Source organism: Streptosporangium sp. NPDC087985 (assembly GCF_044741965.1).
Classification (GTDB): domain Bacteria; phylum Actinomycetota; class Actinomycetes; order Streptosporangiales; family Streptosporangiaceae; genus Streptosporangium.
Window position 1 is genome coordinate 400,137 of the sequence record NZ_JBIUTQ010000003.1, and the last position, 18,140, is coordinate 418,276.

The 18,140-nt window shown below is 69.3% G+C and carries 18 protein-coding genes; 12 read left to right on the forward strand and 6 right to left on the reverse strand.

The genetic code is table 11. The features are described 5' to 3' along the window. The first annotated feature begins 154 nt into the window (after nt 1–154). The 7 genes from ACIN94_RS10660 to ACIN94_RS10690 all read left to right on the forward strand — a co-directional run bounded on the left by ACIN94_RS10660 (nt 155) and on the right by ACIN94_RS10690 (nt 6,609). Nucleotides 155–673, forward strand: a complete 519-nt coding sequence (locus ACIN94_RS10660; protein ID WP_400702712.1) for a MaoC family dehydratase — start codon at nt 155–157, stop codon at nt 671–673. Between the two features lie 88 nt (nt 674–761). Continuing rightward, nucleotides 762–1,922, forward strand: coding sequence for an acyl-CoA dehydrogenase family protein (locus tag ACIN94_RS10665; RefSeq protein WP_400702715.1), 1,161 nt, complete (start codon nt 762–764; stop codon nt 1,920–1,922). Nucleotides 1,923–1,994: 72 nt separating this feature from the next. Next, nucleotides 1,995–2,423, forward strand: coding sequence for an HIT family protein (locus tag ACIN94_RS10670; protein ID WP_400702718.1), 429 nt, complete (start codon nt 1,995–1,997; stop codon nt 2,421–2,423). A 69-nt stretch (nt 2,424–2,492) separates the two neighbouring features. Continuing rightward, nucleotides 2,493–3,689: a sensor histidine kinase gene (locus tag ACIN94_RS10675; protein ID WP_400702721.1), complete on the forward strand. Its 1,197-nt coding sequence runs from the start codon at nt 2,493–2,495 to the stop codon at nt 3,687–3,689. Between the two features lie 102 nt (nt 3,690–3,791). Then, the gene (locus tag ACIN94_RS10680) at nt 3,792–4,553 is read left to right on the forward strand and encodes a LytR/AlgR family response regulator transcription factor (protein WP_400702724.1); all 762 of its coding nucleotides are present in this window, start codon (nt 3,792–3,794) and stop codon (nt 4,551–4,553) included. Beyond that, nucleotides 4,550–5,113 carry a hypothetical protein gene (locus ACIN94_RS10685; protein WP_400702727.1) on the forward strand — a complete coding sequence of 188 codons (564 nt, stop codon included), beginning with the start codon at nt 4,550–4,552 and terminating at the stop codon, nt 5,111–5,113. The genes ACIN94_RS10680 and ACIN94_RS10685 overlap by 4 nt, the downstream gene beginning before the upstream one ends. Further along, a complete protein-coding gene (locus ACIN94_RS10690; protein ID WP_400702730.1) occupies nt 5,110–6,609 on the forward strand; it encodes a cation acetate symporter in 1,500 nt (499 codons plus the stop codon). The genes ACIN94_RS10685 and ACIN94_RS10690 overlap by 4 nt, the downstream gene beginning before the upstream one ends. A 27-nt stretch (nt 6,610–6,636) precedes the next feature. Here ACIN94_RS10690 and ACIN94_RS10695 read toward each other — a convergent pair whose 3' ends face one another. After that, nucleotides 6,637–7,359: an NIPSNAP family protein gene (locus tag ACIN94_RS10695; protein ID WP_400702733.1), complete on the reverse strand. Its 723-nt coding sequence runs from the start codon at nt 7,357–7,359 to the stop codon at nt 6,637–6,639. Between the two features lie 84 nt (nt 7,360–7,443). Between ACIN94_RS10695 and ACIN94_RS10700 the strand changes: the two genes are divergently transcribed. After that, nucleotides 7,444–8,430 (forward strand): helix-turn-helix domain-containing protein, encoded by a 987-nt coding sequence (locus ACIN94_RS10700; RefSeq protein WP_400702736.1) that lies wholly within the window; start codon nt 7,444–7,446, stop codon nt 8,428–8,430. 99 nt (nt 8,431–8,529) lie between these two features. Here the strand turns inward: ACIN94_RS10700 and iscB are convergent, their stop codons facing one another. Next, nucleotides 8,530–9,885 carry an RNA-guided endonuclease IscB gene (iscB, locus tag ACIN94_RS10705; RefSeq protein ID WP_400702739.1) on the reverse strand — a complete coding sequence of 452 codons (1,356 nt, stop codon included), beginning with the start codon at nt 9,883–9,885 and terminating at the stop codon, nt 8,530–8,532. Between the two features lie 511 nt (nt 9,886–10,396). After that, on the reverse strand, nt 10,397–11,008 hold the full coding sequence (locus ACIN94_RS10710) for a helix-turn-helix domain-containing protein (RefSeq protein WP_400702742.1): 612 nt from the start codon (nt 11,006–11,008) through the stop codon (nt 10,397–10,399). A 393-nt stretch (nt 11,009–11,401) separates the two neighbouring features. Between ACIN94_RS10710 and ACIN94_RS10715 the strand changes: the two genes are divergently transcribed. Continuing rightward, nucleotides 11,402–11,815, forward strand: coding sequence for a YchJ family protein (locus ACIN94_RS10715; protein ID WP_400702745.1), 414 nt, complete (start codon nt 11,402–11,404; stop codon nt 11,813–11,815). A 27-nt stretch (nt 11,816–11,842) separates the two neighbouring features. On the opposite strand, the gene ACIN94_RS10720 is transcribed toward ACIN94_RS10715, so the two are convergent. Further along, nucleotides 11,843–12,427, reverse strand: coding sequence for an HD family hydrolase (locus ACIN94_RS10720; RefSeq protein ID WP_400702748.1), 585 nt, complete (start codon nt 12,425–12,427; stop codon nt 11,843–11,845). A gap of 82 nt (nt 12,428–12,509) precedes the next feature. On the opposite strand from ACIN94_RS10720, the gene ACIN94_RS10725 reads away from it, so the two are divergent. Together ACIN94_RS10725 and ACIN94_RS10730 are read left to right on the forward strand one after the other, a co-directional pair. Next, nucleotides 12,510–13,064 carry a DUF485 domain-containing protein gene (locus ACIN94_RS10725; protein WP_400703054.1) on the forward strand — a complete coding sequence of 185 codons (555 nt, stop codon included), beginning with the start codon at nt 12,510–12,512 and terminating at the stop codon, nt 13,062–13,064. After that, nucleotides 13,061–14,671 carry a cation acetate symporter gene (locus tag ACIN94_RS10730; protein WP_400702751.1) on the forward strand — a complete coding sequence of 537 codons (1,611 nt, stop codon included), beginning with the start codon at nt 13,061–13,063 and terminating at the stop codon, nt 14,669–14,671. Before ACIN94_RS10725 ends, ACIN94_RS10730 begins: the two co-directional genes overlap by 4 nt. Before the next feature lie 186 nt (nt 14,672–14,857). Here the strand turns inward: ACIN94_RS10730 and ACIN94_RS10735 are convergent, their stop codons facing one another. Continuing rightward, nucleotides 14,858–15,781, reverse strand: a complete 924-nt coding sequence (locus ACIN94_RS10735; protein WP_400702754.1) for an aldo/keto reductase — start codon at nt 15,779–15,781, stop codon at nt 14,858–14,860. A 137-nt stretch (nt 15,782–15,918) separates the two neighbouring features. On the opposite strand from ACIN94_RS10735, the gene ACIN94_RS10740 reads away from it, so the two are divergent. Further along, the gene (locus ACIN94_RS10740) at nt 15,919–16,512 is read left to right on the forward strand and encodes a TetR/AcrR family transcriptional regulator (protein WP_400702757.1); all 594 of its coding nucleotides are present in this window, start codon (nt 15,919–15,921) and stop codon (nt 16,510–16,512) included. A 7-nt stretch (nt 16,513–16,519) separates the two neighbouring features. On the opposite strand, the gene ACIN94_RS10745 is transcribed toward ACIN94_RS10740, so the two are convergent. Then, nucleotides 16,520–18,010, reverse strand: coding sequence for a wax ester/triacylglycerol synthase family O-acyltransferase (locus tag ACIN94_RS10745; RefSeq protein WP_400702760.1), 1,491 nt, complete (start codon nt 18,008–18,010; stop codon nt 16,520–16,522). Between the last annotated feature and the right edge of the window lie 130 nt (nt 18,011–18,140).

Genomic DNA, 18,140 nt, shown 5'->3' on the forward strand with positions numbered 1-18,140 from the left:
GCTCAGCGTGAACGCCGTTCCCGTTCCCACGGCACCGTACCGGCCATGCTTGGCCATCTCGCTCCGGTGCTCGCCTGGAAACGACCACGCCTGCCCAGTGACCATCAAAACATCACACCCTTAACGTCAAGATCCCATCGCTCAGGAGAGATCCGTGACCGTACACGGACCCGGCCTCGGCCGGTACTACGAGGACTTCGTCGTCGGCGACGTCTACCAGCACCCGCTCGGCCGCACGATCAGCGAGGCCGACAACACCTGGTTCACCCTGCTGACGATGAACACCAACCAGAACCACTTCAACGCCCACTTCGCCGAACGCGCCCCGGTCGGAAAGATCATCGTCAACTCGGGACTGACCGTGGCGATCGTGCTCGGCCTCTCGGTGATGGACGTCAGCCAGACCGCGCTGATGAACCTCGGCTGGGACGAGATCAAGCTGACCCACCCGGTGTTCCTGGGTGACACCATCTACGCCGAGTCGATCGTGGTGGACAGACGGGAGTCCAGGTCGCGGCCCTACGCCGGGATCGTCACCTGCCGCACGCGCGGCCTCAACCAGGACGGTGACGAGATCATGTCCTGGCGTCGCTCGGTGATGGTCTACCGCCGCGACGCCCCACACGACAAGGGGTACTTCCCGCAGGCCAAGACCGGGCCGCTGACGACATGACAGCCGCGTCCCGGCCGGTCGCCGGTCGCGACCTCGGCCTCCTCCGATCCGGCGGCCGCCCGCTCACCGTGTTCGAAAGGACCCCGCGATGGACTTCGAGCTGAACGACGAGCAGCAGCTCTTCCGCCGGACCCTCAGGGAGTTCGTGGACAAGGAGATCGTGCCGGTCGCCGCGGAGTGGGAACGGGAGGGCCGCTACCCCACCGAGATCGTCGAGCGGCTCAGGGAGATGGGGCTGTTCGGGATGACGATCCCCGAGGAGTACGGCGGGCTGGCACTGGACCGGGTGTCGTTCGCGCTGGTCTTCGAGGAGATCGCACGCGGGTGGATGGGCGTGGCCGGGGTGCTCGGCTCCCATTCGCTGGCCTCCTGGATGATCGCCCAGCACGGCACCGAGGAGCAGCGTGAGGCCTACCTCCCGGACCTGGCCACCGGCGCCCGCCGTACCGGCATCGCGCTGACCGAGCCCGCCGCCGGCACCGACCTGCAGGGCATCCAGACCCGGGCGGTCCGCGACGGCGGCCACTACGTGATCAACGGCACCAAGACGTGGATCACCAACGCCCGCCACGCCGACCCGATGCCCGTCCTGGTGAAGACCTCCGTCACCGAGCCCGCCCACCGCGGCATGTCCATCATCCTGGTCGAGGCCGGCACCCCGGGCTACACCGTCAGCCGGGACCTGCCCAAGCTCGGCTACAAGGGCCCCGAGACCTGCGAGATCGTGCTGGAGGACGTCCGCGTCCCGGTGTCCCGGCTGCTCGGCGAGGTCGAGGGGCAGGGCATGCAGCAGGCACTGTCGGCGCTGGAACTCGGCCGGGTCAACATCGCCGCCCGCGCGGTCGGCGTCTCCCAGTGCGCCTACGACGCCGCGCTGAACTACTCGCGCGAGCGCCACGCCTTCGGCCGGCCCATCGCCGGCTTCCAGGCCATCCAGCTCAAACTCGCCGACATGGCCACCGACATCCAGGCGGCCAGGCTGCTCACCTACTGGGCGGCGACCCGTTCGGAGAGCGGCGCGGTGAACTCCGAGGCCGCCATGGCCAAGTACTTCGCCTCGGAGGTCGCGCTGCGGACCACCCTGGAGGCCATGCGGATCCACGGCGGCTACGGCTACTCCCAGGAGTTCGTCATCGAACGCCTCTACCGCGACGCGCCTCTGATGGCCATCGGCGAGGGCACCAACGACGTCCAGCGGATGGTCATCGCCAGGTCCCTCATCTCCGGCACCGCCAAGGTGGGCTGGTGAGAGGTCAGGCCAGGGACGGACGGCCGACGAGGCGATCCGTCCGCGCCGGCCGCAGTCTCCTATCCTGAGGTGATGTCAGCCGGGGAATGCCTGTTCTGTGCCATCGGGGCGGGGGAGCGGCCAGGCCACGTGGTGCTCTCCGACGGTGTGGCCGTGGCCTTCCTGGACACGCGGCCGGTCTTCAAAGGGCATGTCCTGGTGGCGCCCAGGACCCACGTGGAGACGCTCCCCGACCTGCCGGTGCCGGCGGTCGGCCCCTTCTTCGAACGGGTCCGGTCCGTCGCCGCCGCCGTCGAGCAGGGCCTGGAGGCAGGCGGCACGTTCGTCGCGATGAACAACCGGATCAGCCAGAGCGTCCCGCACCTGCACGTCCACGTCGTCCCCCGCAACCACAAGGACGGCCTGCGCGGCTTCTTCTGGCCCCGCACCACCTACGGCGACCCCGCCGAGGCCGAGGCCTACGCCCTCCGCATCCGCGCGGCCCTCGGACCCGACCGCTGAGCCACCGAGCCTCCGGGGTCCAGTCCGTCGAGGAGACGCCCGCGGATCTGGACGGATAGGGTCCGGGACGTGGAACCCCTTGTCACCCTGCTGCTGATCGCCGCCCTGGTGGGTGTCCCCGCCCTGGTCCTGTGGCGAGTGCTACGCGGCAGGCGGGAGCTGGGCACCAGCCCGGCCGAGCGGGCCACGTTCGAGACCCTGCACACCGCCTCGCTCGCCGCACCGCCGCTACGGGCCGGGCTGACCGAGGCCGGCACCCAGAAGGCCTCCCGGTATCTGCGGGAGCTGCTCGGCTCCCCGGCGCTGGCGATCACCGACGAGGAACGGCTGCTGGTCTATGACGGTGAGGGCGACCATCACGCCAGGGAGGCGTTCACCCATGCCGCCAAGACCCTCGCGGGTGGCCGGACCCAGGTCCTCGGCCCCGAAGTCGTCTCGTGCGATCTGCCCGAGTGCCCGATCAGGTTCGCGGTCGTGGTGCCGCTGACCACCGACGGCCGGGTGGTCGGCTCGCTGGCCGCCTACGGCGGGCACGCCTCGGCGGGCCTGGTGCGGGCCACCCACGAGGTCGCGAGCTGGGTGGACTCCCAACTGGAACTGGCCGAACTCGACCGGTCCCGGACGAGGCTGATGGAGGCCGAGGTCCGGGCGCTACGCGCGCAGATCTCTCCGCACTTCATCTACAACTCGCTCACGACCATCGCGAGCTTCGTCCGCTCCGACCCCGACCGGTCTCGCGAACTGCTGCTGGACTTCGCCGACTTCACCCGCTACTCCTTCCGGAGGCACGGCGAGTTCACCACGCTGGCCGAGGAACTGCGCTCCATCGACCGCTACCTCACCCTGGAGCGCGCCCGTTTCGGCGACCAGCTCCACGTGACGCTGCGGATCGCCCCGGAGGTGCTCCCGGTCGCCGTGCCGTTCCTGTGCCTGCAGCCGCTGGTGGAGAACGCCGTCCAGCACGGTCTGGAGAGCAAGACCGGTACCGGGCGCATCTCGATCACCGCCGAGGACGCGGGCGCCGAGTGCCGGATCAGCGTCGAGGACGACGGCGTCGGCATGGAGCCCGACCGCCTGCGCCGCATCCTGGCCGGCGACGCCGACGAGCGCTCCGGAGGCGGGGGAGTGGGCCTGGCCAACGTGGACGAACGGCTGCGCCAGGTCTACGGCGACGAGTACGGGCTGGTGGTCGAGACCGGTAAGGGAGCGGGGACCAAGGTCAGCGTCCGCCTGCCGAAGTATCGCTCGGGCGTCTCCGCGCACTGACGGTACTGATCGACGCCCTTGAAGGATCCGGAACTGTTGACACCTGATGCCTGATTGATCACCCTCTAGGGATTCCCTCGTGCGCGAACTGGAGGAGTGACCGTGACCGGCCTGCGTGTCCTGGCGGTGGACGACGAGCTCCCTGCGCTGGAGGACCTGGCCTACCTGCTGCGTGACGACCCTCGCATCGGCGAGGTCTCCCTCGCCAGGGACGGGGCTGCCGCGCTGCGGGCTCTGGACCGGGCGATCGCCGAGGGACGGCCGATCGACGCGGTCTTTCTCGACATCCGGATGCGCGGCCTGGACGGGGTGGTGCTCGGCAGGCTGCTGTCGCAGTTCGCCAATCCGCCCCGGGTGGTGTTCGTCACCGCCTACGAGGAACACGCCGTGGACGCCTTCGAGATCAAGGCGGAGGACTACCTGCTCAAACCGGTCCGGCCGGAACGGCTGGCCGAGGCCATCCGGCGGGTGTGCGTCTCGGCCGAGTTCACGGAGAACGACGTTGCGGGCCGTACCGACCCCGGCACCATCCCGGTGGAGCTCGGCGGCGTCACCAGATTCGTGGCCAGCACCGAGGTCCGCTACGTCGAGGCGCAGGGTGACTACGCGCGCCTGCACACCGCGACGGGCAGCCACCTGGTACGCATCTCGCTGGCCACGCTGGAGGAGCGCTGGTCCTCGGCCGGATTCGTCCGGGTGCACCGCAGCCACCTGGTCGCGGTCAAGCACATCGACGAGCTGCACATCGACTCTGGCCGCTGCGTGGTCCGCATCGGCGAGACCGAGATTCCGGTCAGCCGCCGCCATACCCGCGAGCTGCGCGACCTGCTGGTCCGCCGGGCACGCAAGGGGCGCCCCGAATGAGCCGGGAGAGCGGGGAGAGCCGGGAGAGCCGGGAGCCCGAAACCCGGGGAGAGGCGGAGCCGCGGCGCCGGATGGCCGACCGCCTCGCCCGCGCGGTGGAACGGCCGCGCAAGGAGACCGAAAGGGGGGAGCGGGCGCGCAAGGAGATCGACCGGCTCGCCCGCGCGCTGGAACGGCCGAGGAAGGAGACCGACCGGCCGCGCCGTGAGGTCGTCACCAGTCCGCGCACCACCGCCACCCGCCACCCCCGCTATCCGGTGACCCGCGAGATCGACGAACAGACCCGGCTGGGCGAGGTCTACATGGGCTCGCTGATCCGCACCCAGTTCCGGCTGGCTCTGTTCGTCTGCACCGTGCTTGGCTGTGTGGTCGGCGGTCTGCCGGTGCTGTTCCTGCTCGTGCCGGAGCTGCGCGAGGTGGGACTGCTCGGAATCCCCCTGCCCTGGGTGGTACTGGCCGGTCTGATCTACCCCGCGTTCGTGATCGGCGCCTGGCTCTACGTACGGCAGGCGGAACGGAACGAGCGTCACTTCTCCGAACTGGTGGACCGGGCCCGATGAACACCGTGTATGACGTGATCGCGGTCGTGCTGGTGGTTCTGGCGGCGGTGCTGATCGGGGCGTTCGGCATCCGGCTGTCGCGCACGACCTCCGACTTCTACGTGGCCTCCCGCACGGTCTCTCCGCTGTGGAACGCCTCCGCCATCGGCGGGGAGTACCTGTCGGCGGCGAGTTTCCTGGGCATCGCAGGGCTGATTCTCACCTACGGCGCCGACATGCTCTGGCTGCCGGTGGGCTGGACCGGCGGCTACCTGGTGTTGCTCGTCCTGGTCTCCGCGCCGCTGCGCCGCTCGGGCGCCTACACGTTGCCCGACTTCGCCGAGGCGCGGCTGGAGTCGATGGCCGTCCGCCGTCTGGCCGGCGTGCTGGTCGTACTGATCGGCTGGCTGTATCTCATGCCGCAGTTCCAGAGCGCCGGCCTGGTGCTGAGGGCCATCACGGGTGCCCCGGACTGGGCCGGGGGGCTGTTGGTGGCGGCTGTGGTCGTGGTGAACGTGATGTCCGGTGGCATGCGGTCCATCACGTTCGTGCAGGCCTTCCAGTACTGGCTCAAGCTGACCGCGCTGGCCGTGCCGTTGGTGTTCCTGCTGCTGGCCTGGCGCTCGGGTGGCGCGCCCGGGCTGAGCGCGCGGGACGCGGCCACCTGGGCACTGCCGCTGGCCAGCGGCAGGGAGTACGGCCTCTACTCGACCTACTCGCTGATCCTGGCGACGTTCCTGGGCACCATGGGGCTGCCGCACGTGCTGGTCCGTTTCTACACCAACCCCGACGGCCGTGCCGCGCGCCGTACGACACTGGTGGTCCTGTCGCTGCTCGGCGCCTTCTACCTGCTGCCCGCGATCTACGGCACGCTGGGCCGGATCTACCTCCCGGAGCTGCAGGGCAGCGACATGGTGGTGCTGACGTTGCCGGGCCGGCTGGTGGGGGGAGTGGCAGGGGACCTGCTGACCGCACTGGTGACGGCGGGGGCGTTCGCGGCGTTCCTGTCCACCTCCTCCGGGCTGACGGTCTCGGTGGCGGGTGTCATCGGGCAGGACATCCTCAGGGGCGGGGTGCGCTCGTTCCGTAAGGCGGCCCTGCTGGCGGTGACCGTGCCGCTCGCCCTGGCCACCTCGGCCCGCTCACTGCCGGTCGCCGACGTGGTGGGGCTGGCGTTCGCGGTGGCCGCGTCCTCCTTCTGCCCGCTGCTGGTGCTGGGCATCTGGTGGCGGCGGCTGACCTCCACCGGTGCGATGGCCGGGCTGCTCGTCGGGGGCGGACTGGCCTGCGGCGCGGTCCTGACGACCATCGTGGGGGGACCGTACACCGGCCTGACCGGAGCCCTGCTCGCCCAGCCGGCCGCCTGGACGGTGCCGGTCGCCTTCGCCGTCATGGTCGTGGTCTCCCTGCTCACCCCGGCCCGCATCCCGGCCGGCGTGGCCCGGACCATGGTCCGCCTGCACACCCCCGAGACCCTCGACCTCAACCGGGGAGACTGGCGCCCCCGCTCCTCCTGAGCGGACCTGGGCGCCGATCTTCCGGTGTCAGCGCAGCTGTGACCTTGCCGTGGGGGCCAGCCTCAGGTGCCGGGGTGGAGCGCTCAGCCGCGCCGACAGCTCGGGCAGCACGCTCTCGTTCCACTCCGCCGACTGCGCCAGCCGCTCGGTGTGCTCGCGATGGTGATCGGAGTCGGCGAACGAGGAGAACCAGACGAAGACATTCTCTCCGGTCCTGACGGGCAGCCGGGGAAACGTGTTCTCGGCGTGCTCGGTCTGAAAGCCGGCCAGAGGCGGCCCGGCCGTCTCAGCCATCAGAGGTGCCACGCGATCGGAAAAGAAACGGATGAACTCCTCATCGGCCGGCGCGTCCAGGTGATAGATCGTTGCCACCACACGGGAGGAAGGAAGAGTATGTGCGCCCTTCGGCGGCCGGGCTGAGGCCGGCTCCGGGAATCCGGAGTGCGGGCCGGCCGGACGGAGGAGGAGGACGTCCGAGGAGTCCAGCATGGTGGCGTTGGCAGCGGGTCCGTGTGCCTTCCAGACCTCGCCCTCGACGTAGAACGCGGTCAGCGCCTCGCGTCGAGCCTGCATGGTCGAGAAGCCGCGGATCCATACGAAACGGTTGGGATTGTCCTCATCGCGGAACTGTCCGACGACACGCGCTCCCAGGGCTTCCTGGCTCTCCACGAACTCCAGGTCGAACAGGTCGATCAGAAGGTCCCGCTGTCCGGGGCGCAAGGTGTACTGCCTGAGTTCGATGACGTTCATGCCCTGAACGATGCCAACGCCAGAAGTTCCCGGCGAGTGGCAGGAGTGCCACTGTTCGCAAATTTCCTGCCATACGCTGGGGCGGTGAGCGCTGGTTCCGTCGCACTGGCCCTGGTCGACGACATGCCCCTGTTCGAAGTGGCCATCGCCTGCGAGGTGTTCGGCCCGGAACGGACCGACCTCGCCGAGCCCTGGTACGAGTTGCGACGGTGCGCGGCGGACCCGGCCGGCACCCGGAGCGAGTTCGGCTTCCTCCAGCACGCGACCCACGGTCTGGACGCCCTGGCCAGGGCGGACACCGTGATCGTCCCGGCCCTGCCGTACGCGTGTGTGCAGTCCGGCATGCCCGTTCCCCAGGCGCTGATCGAGGCTCTCCGCGAGGCCGGAGCCGCGGGGGCGCGCATCGTCTCACTGTGTACCGGAGCCTTCGCCCTGGCCGCTGCCGGACTCCTCGACGGCAGACGGGCGGCCACTCACTGGTTGTACGCGGGCACGCTCTCCCTGCTGCACCCGGAGGTGCGGGTGGACGCGTCGGTGCTCTATGTGGACGACGGCGACGTGCTGACCAGCGCGGGCAGAGGTGCGGCGCTGGACCTGTGCCTGCACATCGTGCGTAAGGATCTCGGCGCGGAGGTCTCCAACCAGGTCGCCCGCCGGATGGTGATGCCCGCGCACCGCGTCGGCGGCCAGTCGCAGTACGTCGACCTCTGCATGCCGGAGACCGATGACGACAGTCTCGGGCCGGTGCTGCAGTGGGCCGGCACCCGTCTCGACCAGCAGCTGACCGTGGACGGACTGGCCCGTCGGGCCGGGATGAGCTCACGGACGTTCGCTCGGCGCTTTCACGCCGCGACCGGCACCACGCCGTTACAGTGGCTGCTCAACCAGCGCCTCATCCGTGCGCGGCGTCTGCTCGAAACAACCGATCTGTCGATGGACCAGGTCGGCGAGCACAGCGGACTGGGTTCCGCGGCCAATCTGCGCCGGCATTTCAGCATCCACATCGGAGTGACTCCCACCGGCTACCGGCGCGCCTTCCGCCGGGAGCGGCCTGCCGGCTCCGGGCCGTGACGGCGGAAAACCCGCGGCCAGGAGAGAGGACACGGCGAAGAACCACTTCCCGTCATCCCGCGCGAAACGGTCTTGACGGGACGGTGCCGCCGTGGTTCATCAATTACCTCCAGCGTGGAGACCCGGTCCTTCAGGGCCGGGAGGAAACGCGGCTCGGTGCCGTACTTCTGGGTGGGGGGTGTAGCCGTAGCCGTCGGCTCGCTGGAGCAGGCGGACGTGGCGGTGGTGGATGCCCTGCACCGTGCCGTGCCGGGTGGTGATGTTGAAACTGCCGGTGCTGCGGACCGCGACGCGGCCGCGGTGGACACCGGTCTTCTTGCCGCTGGGTACGATGGCGCGGACCAGGTCGCCGGTGGCGAACCCCTTGACCTGCTTGGTCCGGGGCAGCCGCAGCCGGGGAAAACCGTAGCGGTCGGTACGGGTACGGCAGTAGGTGCCGCGCCCGGCCGCCTTGACCACCAAGACCGTCGACGGCCAGGCGGTGACGGTCTCCAGTTCGCCGACGTGCAACGCGTCCAACGTGTGGGACTTGGCGGCGCCGGTGCGGGAGCGGTTCCACTTCGTGCGGCCGCCGGAGGCGGGGTGAACGGGCAGGCCGGTGGCCTTCAGGGCCCGCCACAGCGCCCACCGGGTGGCGTTGACGGCGGCGGCGTCGCGCAGCGGAGCCTTCGCCTGCCGGAGGATCTTCGCCAGCAGCGCGGGCCGGCCCTTCAGGAACTCCTCCACCGGGGTGGCGTTCTTGGCCTGGTTACACGGGATGCACGCCAGGGTCAGGTTGCTGATCCGGTCGGAGCCGCCCCGGGAACGCGGGTGGATGTGGTCGAGGTTCAACGGCACGTCCTGCTTACCGCAGTAGGCGCACCTGCGGTTGCCCTTGGCCAGCAGGTATTCGCGGACCTCGTACCCGGCGAGGGTGCTCCGCTGGTACTGCGCCCCTTGGAGCGGTCGCCCGGCCGACAGGGCGTGGGTGTCGAAGGAGACCCGTTCCACGTGCACGGCCCGCACCGGCGCCCACCGGGTGAGCCGCACCACCCACGACAGGGTGGTGTCGAGGCGGTGGCGCAGCGACGGCGCCAGCCACCCCTTCGGCTTGGTGCGGTTGAGGAACCGGGGGGCGCGGTAACGCAGGTTTTTACTGCGGCGCCGACGTCGATACTGCGAGCGGGCGGTGAGCTGGTCGCGGATCGCCGCGCCTCGGTGGTCGAGCTGGAGCGCGTACCTGCCGGTCCGGCTCCCGTCGCGCTCGGTGAACACCGCCAGGCCGGTGTGCTTGCTGCCAGGGTCGATGCCGACCTGCACGCCTTCGACGGTCGAGGTCGCCGCGTCGCGGTCCTTGAGACGGATGACGAACGGGGTGTGACGGGCCACGACCGCCCGCCCGGCTGCCAGCAGGCGACGGGCACGGGCGGGATGGCAGGGGTCGAGCGGGTGGCCGTGCCTGTCCAGGACAAACACGACGGGGTGAACCTCACGGTTGGCTCCCTCAGACGTCGAAGCGTCCTCGGGGTGACGCCGAGCAGACCGGGTGCCGGTCCGCTCGATCTCCCCTCGCCCAGGTTGAACACCAGGTACCGCCTGGCGGCGGTGTCCGTGAGCCGTTTCGTGCCCACCCTCGGGCGTGTCTGCTCCCACGGATTCCAGAGCTTGGGGCTGAGGAAGCACCCCAAGGTCGGTCTGCGATCTTGTATTCAACGTAGCCATCAAAAATGCACCTCCCTGAGCTGATGGCTGGGGCTGGTCAACGCGGGGCTTCAAGGTGCATTACCGCACCTCAAGCCCTCTCCCTCAGGAGGGGGTCGTTGACTACCTGTCAATCGATTGATTGGGAACGGTCCGTGGGACTTGAGGAGATCCAGCAGGCGGCGGTCGGCTTGGTGCTGGCTGCACACCGGGGACCTCGGCACACTCGACGACGACGGATATCTGACCTTCGAGATTGATCAGAACTGCAGGTCGGACCAGTCGATCACAAGGGGATCGGGTTGCTGAGGCGGGGAGCGTCACCGACCAGAGGCCGCCCTGCAGGCGGACGGTGGCCGACAGCATCCGCCCAGTGCCCCGCTCCAGATGCCGGGCCAGCTTCCGGGTCGACTCGCAGGTACGGAGGGTGCCCAGCCGGGGCAGGGTGACGTGGCGGCGGTCGGCCTCGACCCGGAGGGTGCCGGTGGTGAACCGGCACGACGGCGTGGTGCGGTGCTTGGACTTGAACCTGGGAAACCCGACCTTCGGTCCTTTGCGGGTGCCCTGACGGGAGGCCGACCAGTTCTTCAACGCCCGCGCCAGACCGCCCAGGCCGGTGTTGTAGGCCTCCGTGGAGTGCTCCCGCCCACCACGGCGCGACCGCGTCCTTGGTGGCGTTCCACACCTTGCGCAGGCCGTACAGCGACCACGGCACCTCGGCCAGCAGCTCGGCGGCAACGCCGTAGGTCTTCTCGGCCTCCCGCTGCTCCAAGGCCGCCTTGACCCGGCCCAGACCCCAGTTGAACGCATACCGGGCCGCCCCGCAGTGCGAGGCCAGCGCCACGGCCTGCTCGGGGGTGGGGTCCAGGGCGTAGCGGTAGGCCTGATGGACCCGCACCACCCCACCCCCCATCCCGCTCTTTACTCACCGCTGTCAACCAATAACGGTGAGCTCATCTTCAGGAGGTGATCGACAGCCACCGGACCGGCGGAAAAACCCGCACCGCATCCCGGCACCGCCCGCGGGCCCCTTCGGCACCCCGCTGACCCAAGGGCCGACCACTCACCCCACCGGACGGAAGAATCCAGAGAAGAACCGATAAACACTGATGAAGCAATCAACAGTTCACAACCCCAGTGAGGATGGATCTCCCCGGCTCGGTGAAGACCCAGGTGCGTCCCGGATACGGCGGCGGATGTCGATCGCGGGAGGCTGCTGGGTTCCGGGCAAGGGGACCGTCCTGGAGGTCCATGACCGGATACGGGCATCGTCACCAGGCACAATGGGGGTGTGTCCCGACGTAACTCACGATCTCGAAGCCTTCCTGCCGCTGCCGTTCCGTGCCCGTGCGGGTTGCCCGCGTCCTACCGGGACTGCTGCGGGCGGCTGCACCGGGGAGAGGCCGTCGCGCCCACCGCGGAGCTGCTCATGCGCTCACGGTTCAGCGCTTTCAGCGTCGGTGACGACGGATACCTCCTCCGTACCTGGCACCCGGCAACGCGCCCGCCGCGCGTCGATCTCGACAGGGCGCTGCGGTGGGTACGCCTGGAGATCCTTGAGACGACCGGCGGCAGTGCCTTCCACACCGAGGGCACCGTGCGCTTCCGCGCCCACTATCTCGAACATGGGAACGCCGGACAGCTGGACGAGCACAGCCGCTTCGTCCGCCATGCGGGCAACTGGGTGTACGCGGAAGCGCTTTGATCCCGCGCCGGGACGTCACGGCGGGTCTCAGATGGTCTGGTCTCCGTTGAGGACGTGGCCCAGCCATTCCAGCGAGCCGGTACGGAGGGCCTCGTCAGCGAGGCGTTTCGCCGTGGCGGTCTGCAGGGCGGCCAGGGAGCTGTCGATCCACGGCTGGACGTTCTGGTGGCCCTGCTCGCGATACTCGACAGCCTGGATGAGACATTCCAGCTTGTCGGCGTCCCGGGCGCACTGTGCGTCCAGGCTGGTCTTCTCCTCGTACTCGCCGACCGCGCCGGTGATGGCGTCCGCGATGGGAGAGGGGATACCGCGCATCTGCTCGGCGGTCACCTCCTCGTTGGACGCCGCCTTGAGGTAGCGCTTGGCAAGGTAGGGGATATCCGTGATCCGTGTCTCCTGGGAGTCGTGGAACAGGCTCATGAAGGCGGCGCGTTCGGGATTCCCGCCCTCCAGAGCCGCGATCACACTCGCGATGACCGCTGTCCGGAACGAGTGGTCGGCGATGCTCTCGGGGTCGCGCACGCCCGCGACCAGCCAGCCTGTGCGCTTGTAACGCTTGAGCAGTCCGATCTCGTACAGCAGGCCCGCCAGCCTGGCCGTCTCTTCCTCCATGGTTTCCACTCTTCCCCTCGGTCGAATGCGCAGACCGTCGATCATCGCCTCAGGCTCCCCGCGGAGCCGCACCGACACGCCGATGCCGGTGGCCCGGACATCGTCGCCGTCGCCGTCACCGGCAGCGCAGGGGAGGGGGCGCGGCGGTGGACCGTTCAGCGTACAGAACGGACCTTTCAGCGCAGGCCATGTTCAACTGGCCGCGACCCGGAGCCGCCTGGGCGAAGAGTCCGCCTCTGGACCTCCTCGCGGGGTACCTTCCCCTCCTACGTTAGCCGTGATCCAGATCACATCCGTGGGAGGTCCCGTGACCACCAGGCAACATGACGCATCGGTTTATGAACAGATCCAGGGTGAGGAGAGATTCCAGGAACTGAAGCGGCGCTTCCGGTCTTGGGCGTTCCCGATGACCGCGGCGTTCCTGGCGTGGTACCTGCTCTATGTGGTGTTGTCCGCTTGGGCACGTGACTTCATGAGCACCAAGGTGTTCGGCCACATCAACGTGGCACTGATCTTCGGTCTTCTCCAGTTCGTGTCGACGTTCCTGATCGCCTGGGCCTACTCCCGATACGCCGAGAAGAAGCTTGACCCGGTGGCCGACGAGATCCGCCACGAGGTTGAGGGGAAGACCGAATGAGCCACCAGACGCTGTCCACGATCCTGTTCCTGCTCTTCGTCGCGATAACGCTGGGGATCACTTTCCGGGCGAGCCGCAGCAACAAGGATGCCACCGACTTCTACGCCGGCGGCCGGTCCTTCAGCGGCGCGCAGAACGGCCTGGCGATCGGCGGCGACTACATGTCGGCGGCGAGTTTCCTGGGCATCGCCGGAATCATCGCCCTGTCGGGATACGACGGTTTCCTCTACTCGATCGGCTTCCTGGTCGCCTGGCTGGTGGCGCTCCTGCTGGTCGCCGAGCTGATGCGTAACTCCGGTAAGTTCACCATGGCCGACGTCCTGGCCTTCCGGATGAGCCCCCGGCCGGTCCGCACCGCGGCGGGTGTCTCCACCATCGTCGTGTCGATCTTCTACCTGCTGGCCCAGATGGTCGGCGCGGGCGCGCTCGTCGGCCTGCTGCTCGGCGTCACCTCGCCGACCGGCAAGGCGCTCACCATCGTCGGCGTCGGCCTGCTGATGATCGTCTATGTGGTGGTCGGCGGAATGAAGGGCACCACCTGGGTGCAGATCGTCAAGGCCGTGCTGCTCATGACCGGCGCGACCCTGATCACCCTGCTGGTGCTCGGCAAGTACGGGTTCAACCTCTCCGGTCTGCTCGGAGACGCCGCCACGCAGAGCGGCAAGGGTGACGCGTTCCTCAACCCGGGCCTGAAGTACGGCACCGAGGCTCAGGGCATCGCGGGCAAACTCGACCTGATCAGCCTGGGCCTGGCGCTGGTGCTCGGCACCGCGGGCCTGCCGCATATCCTGATCCGCTTCTACACGGTGCCCACCGCGAAGGAGGCCCGGAAGTCGGTCCTCTGGGGCATCGGCATCATCGGTGTCTTCTACCTGCTCACCCTCGTGCTGGGGTTCGGCGCCGCGGCGCTGGTCGGCGGCAAGGCGATCGTGGCGCAGGACAAGGCGGGCAATACCGCCGCCCCGCAGCTCGCCGAGGCGGTCGGCACGGCCATCTTCGGCGAGGTGGGGGGGACGATCCTGCTGGCCATCATCGCGGCGGTCGCCTTCGCCACGATCCTGGCGGTCGTCGCCGGTCTGACGCTGGCCTCCTCCTCCAGCTTCGCCCATGACCTCTACGCCCACGTGTTCAAGCGCGGCAACGTCACCGACAAGGAGGAGGTCCTGGTCGCCAGGATCGCCGCCTTCGTGATCGGCGCGGTCGCCATCGGGCTCGGCATCCTCGCGCAGGGGCAGAACGTGGCCTTCCTGGTCGCGCTGGCCTTCGCGGTCGCCGCCTCCGGAAACCTGCCGGCGATCCTCTACAGCCTGTTCTGGAAGCGGTTCAACACCGCAGGGGCGATCTCAGCCATCTATGGCGGCCTGGTCTCCGCGCTGATCCTGGTGATCTTCTCGCCGGTCGTGTCGGGCAGCGCCACCTCGCTGATCCCGGACGCGGACTTCGCCTGGTTCCCGCTGAGCAACCCCGGCCTCATCTCGATCCCGATCGGCTTCTTGGCCGGGTTCATCGGGGCCCGGCTCAGCAAGGAGTACAACGCCGGCAAGTACGCCGAGATCGAGGTCCGTTCCCTCACCGGCATCGGCGCGGAGAAGGCCGCCCAGCACTGAGCCGGTCGGTCAACCGACACCGGGAGGGGCACCCGGCACCGGGCGCCCCTCAGCGGAACCGGAGAAGGGGCCCGGCCGTGGTGCGGCCGGGCCCCTGCGGACGTGGTGACCGCGCGGGATACGGCCGCGGTTACGGGCCCGGCCCCGGGTGGGTACGGCCGGGCGTGCTGCCCGGCCGTACCGCTTTCAGCGGGACGCCTCGTCCAGCATGGCCAGCTCGTCGTCGGTCAGGGTCAGCTCGGCGACTGCGAGCAACGGCGTGAGCTGCTCGACGTTGCGGGCGCTGGCGATCGGCGTGGCCACCGTGGGCTGGGCGGCCAGCCAGGCGAGTGCGACGGCGGGCGGGGTGACGCCGTGGGAGGCGGCCACCTTGTCCAGGGTCTCCAGCACCCGGGGACCGCGTTCGGTCGCCAGGTAAGCCGACGCCCGCTCCGCGCGAGGACTGTCCACCTCGACCCCCGGCTGGTATTTGCCGGTCAGGAAGCCGCTGGCCAGGCCGTGGTACGGCGCGCTGGTCAGTCCCGCAGAGAGAACCACGTCGCGCAGCGCGCCCTCGTAGTCGCGCTCCATCAGGTTATAGCGCTGCTGCAGCACGCCGTACCGGGCCAGGCCGTCCCGGTCGGAGATCGCCAGCGCCTCGGCCAGCCGCTCGGGACCGTAGTTGGAGGCCCCGATGTTACGGACCTTGCCCTCGCGGATCAGGGCGTCGAACGCACCGAGGGTCTCCTCCAGCGGAGTCCCGGCGTCGTCGATGTGCGCCCAGTACAGGTCGATGTGGTCGGTCTGGAGCCGCCGCAGCGAGTCCTCGACGGCCGCGCGGATGTTGGCCTCCGACAGCCCTGGACGGCTGTCGAGCGAGCCGACCTTGGTGGCCACCACGATCTGGTCGCGGTTGCCGCGGGAGGCCATCCACTCGCCGATGATCGTCTCCGACTCCCCGCCGGAATGCCCGGGGGCCCAAGCGGAGTAGACGTCGGCGGTGTCGATGAAGTTGCCGCCCGCCTCGGCATAGGCGTCCAGGACGGCGAACGAGGCGTCACGGTCCGCGGTCCACCCGAATACGTTGCCGCCCAGGCAGAGAGGGAAGAGATTCAGCTCGGAAAGACTCATGGTCTTCACTCTATTTGCCAGGTAACGGGGCACTTCCCCGGCCTCCCCGGTGCCCGCGCGTCCTGGACGGCCCGCATACGGCACTCTTTCCGTAGCGGCATGGGCATCCGGCCCGGTCAGAGGCTATGGTCGGGACTGTGAGCAGCTTCAGGCAGCGCTCCGGTACGTCCAGGCGCACGCGCGACACCTCTGACCTTGATGCGCGCACGCGCATCCTCGACGCCGCGGAGGAGCTGTTCGCCGGGGGCGGTTACGAGGCGACCCCCACGGCGGAGATCGCCCGGTTGGCCGGCGTGCCCAAGGGCCTCGTCTTCCACTACTTTTCGAAGAAGATCGACGTGCTGGTCGCGCTGATCGACGAGCGCACGCACGTGGAGGAGTCTCCCGAGGTGGAGGCCGTCCCTGGCGATGCCGCGGGCGCCCTGTCGCGGCTGGCCCGCCGCCTGCCCCTCAGCGCGTCCCCGGCGATGCGCCGCATCCTGTTCCGCGAGGTCGACACGCACGGCTCGGTCCGTGAGCGGCTCGGCCGGCTGAACAGCGAGATCATCCGGCGGGCACGCTTCGCACTGGAGCTGGCGCTGCCCACGGCGCGCGGCGACGCCGCCCGGCTGGAGGTGGCCGCGGTGACCTTCGCCGCGGTGCTGCTCTACCAGGAGAACCTCTGCCAGCTCACCGGTCACCACATCGACCCCGACGCGGTCGCCGAGCTGATCGCCCACGCCCTGGGGTGAGCCCCGTTCAGGCCGGGACCGCCTCCATGCCCTCCACGCCCTCCATGCTCGGAGCGGGGGCGGCCAGCTCCATCAGCTCCTCCATCGCCTCCTGCAGGTGACCCATCAGCCGCCACACGTCCTCCACCCGGTCGGGACAGGCGAGGATGCCGAAGTTCAGCGAGCCGTCGTAGGAGAAGCAGGTGATGTTGACCCCGCCGCTCAGGTCGGTCAGCACCGACATCGGGTAGTAGCCGAGCACCCGGGCGCCGCACAGGTACAGCGGGAGCTGCGGCCCCGGAACGTTCGAGATGATCAGATTGATCGGCGGCAGCACGATCGAGGCCAGCCGGAAGACGGTGGAGGTCGCCAGCGCGGTGACGGCCGCGGGAAACATCGAGGACAGCTCGCTCAGCCAGGTGGCGGGGGAGCCGGCGAAGCGCCGCTTGGCCGTGAGCATTGTCTTCCCCATGACCCGCAGCCGGTCGAGAGGGCAGGCCAGGTCGGTCGGCATCGGGGCGATCATGACGGAGAGCTGGTTGCCGACCGTGTCCTGCGCGCTCGACGTGCGGACCGCCACCGGGATGGCGGCGATCAGCGGCTGGTCCGGCAGGGCGTCACGCTCGTGCAGCCAGGAACGCAGCGCCGAGGCGCACAGGGTCATGACCACGTCGTTGACGCTGATTCCGAAGGTCTTGGCGACCTGCTTGACGTCGGCGAGCGGGATCGAGCCGTAGGAGAAGTGCCGCCTGGCGCTGATCGGGCCGTTGAAAGGCGTGCGCGGTGCGGATAGGGACGGCATCTCCGGCATCTCTCCGGAGTCCATCCAGATCGTCCGGGTGGCCGCGGCCATCGCCCGGGCTCCAGGAAGAGCCGCGACCACCGGGATCGTGTCGAGGTCGGCCACCATCCTGACCAGTGAGCGCAGGGCTCTGACGGGGTGGGTCATCGACCGGGTCACAGCCGAGGCGAACATGGCGGCGGGGGAGGGAACCGTGGTCTCGGGAGGCGGTGCGGGTGACTCGACCACCCGGGGCTCGGGGGTGAGGTCGAGCAGGGCCGCCAGGGTGTCCGCGCCCGACACGCCGTCGATGGCGCAGTGGTGGACCTTGGCGTAGAGGGCGGCCCGGCCGCCCGTCAGGCCCTGGATGAGATGCATCTCCCAGAGGGGACGGGTCCGGTCCAGCCGGCGCTCGTGGAGCCGGGCGATCTCCTTGGCGAGTTGCGCCTCGTCGCCGGGCAGGGCAAGGGTTATCTCGTAGATGTGGTCGGCGACGTCGAGATCGGCAACCTCCGTCCAGTACGGATGGTCGAGGCCGAACGGCACGCCGGTCAGGCGCAGGCTCAGCGCCGGGGCGAGATGCAACCGCTCGCGCATCAGCTCGATCAGTGCCTGGCGTGTGATGAGACCCGTGGGAGCCCAGGCCGGGTCGAGAATCGCGACCCCGGCGACGTGGGCCGCGGTGGTCGCTGATTCGGCGTGCAGGAACTGCGCGTCGAGTGCGGTCAGCTGGCGCATCGATTGAGCTCCTGATGGAAGGTGGATATGAAAGGACCTGGCCATCATCGCCCGGGTCTGTTTCCGCCGTGTTTCCGCTGAGCGACGTGGGGATTTTTCTGGATGAAGTCCGGTGGCCCGGCCGTGGATT

Bases quoted from the DNA above. Each gene is read 5' to 3' on its own strand.
- ACIN94_RS10665 (WP_400702715.1), top strand. From the start codon at position 762: ATGGACTTCGAGCTGAACGACGAGCAGCAGCTCTTCCGCCGGACCCTC.
- ACIN94_RS10670 (WP_400702718.1), top strand. From the start codon at position 1,995: ATGTCAGCCGGGGAATGCCTGTTCTGTGCCATCGGGGCGGGGGAGCGG.
- ACIN94_RS10685 (WP_400702727.1), top strand. From the start codon at position 4,550: ATGAGCCGGGAGAGCGGGGAGAGCCGGGAGAGCCGGGAGCCCGAAACC.
- ACIN94_RS10690 (WP_400702730.1), top strand. From the start codon at position 5,110: ATGAACACCGTGTATGACGTGATCGCGGTCGTGCTGGTGGTTCTGGCG.
- ACIN94_RS10695 (WP_400702733.1), bottom strand. From the start codon at position 7,359: ATGAACGTCATCGAACTCAGGCAGTACACCTTGCGCCCCGGACAGCGG.
- ACIN94_RS10720 (WP_400702748.1), bottom strand. From the start codon at position 12,427: ATGGAGGAAGAGACGGCCAGGCTGGCGGGCCTGCTGTACGAGATCGGA.
- ACIN94_RS10725 (WP_400703054.1), top strand. From the start codon at position 12,510: ATGCCGGTGGCCCGGACATCGTCGCCGTCGCCGTCACCGGCAGCGCAG.
- ACIN94_RS10730 (WP_400702751.1), top strand. From the start codon at position 13,061: ATGAGCCACCAGACGCTGTCCACGATCCTGTTCCTGCTCTTCGTCGCG.
- ACIN94_RS10735 (WP_400702754.1), bottom strand. From the start codon at position 15,781: ATGAGTCTTTCCGAGCTGAATCTCTTCCCTCTCTGCCTGGGCGGCAAC.
- ACIN94_RS10745 (WP_400702760.1), bottom strand. From the start codon at position 18,010: ATGCGCCAGCTGACCGCACTCGACGCGCAGTTCCTGCACGCCGAATCA.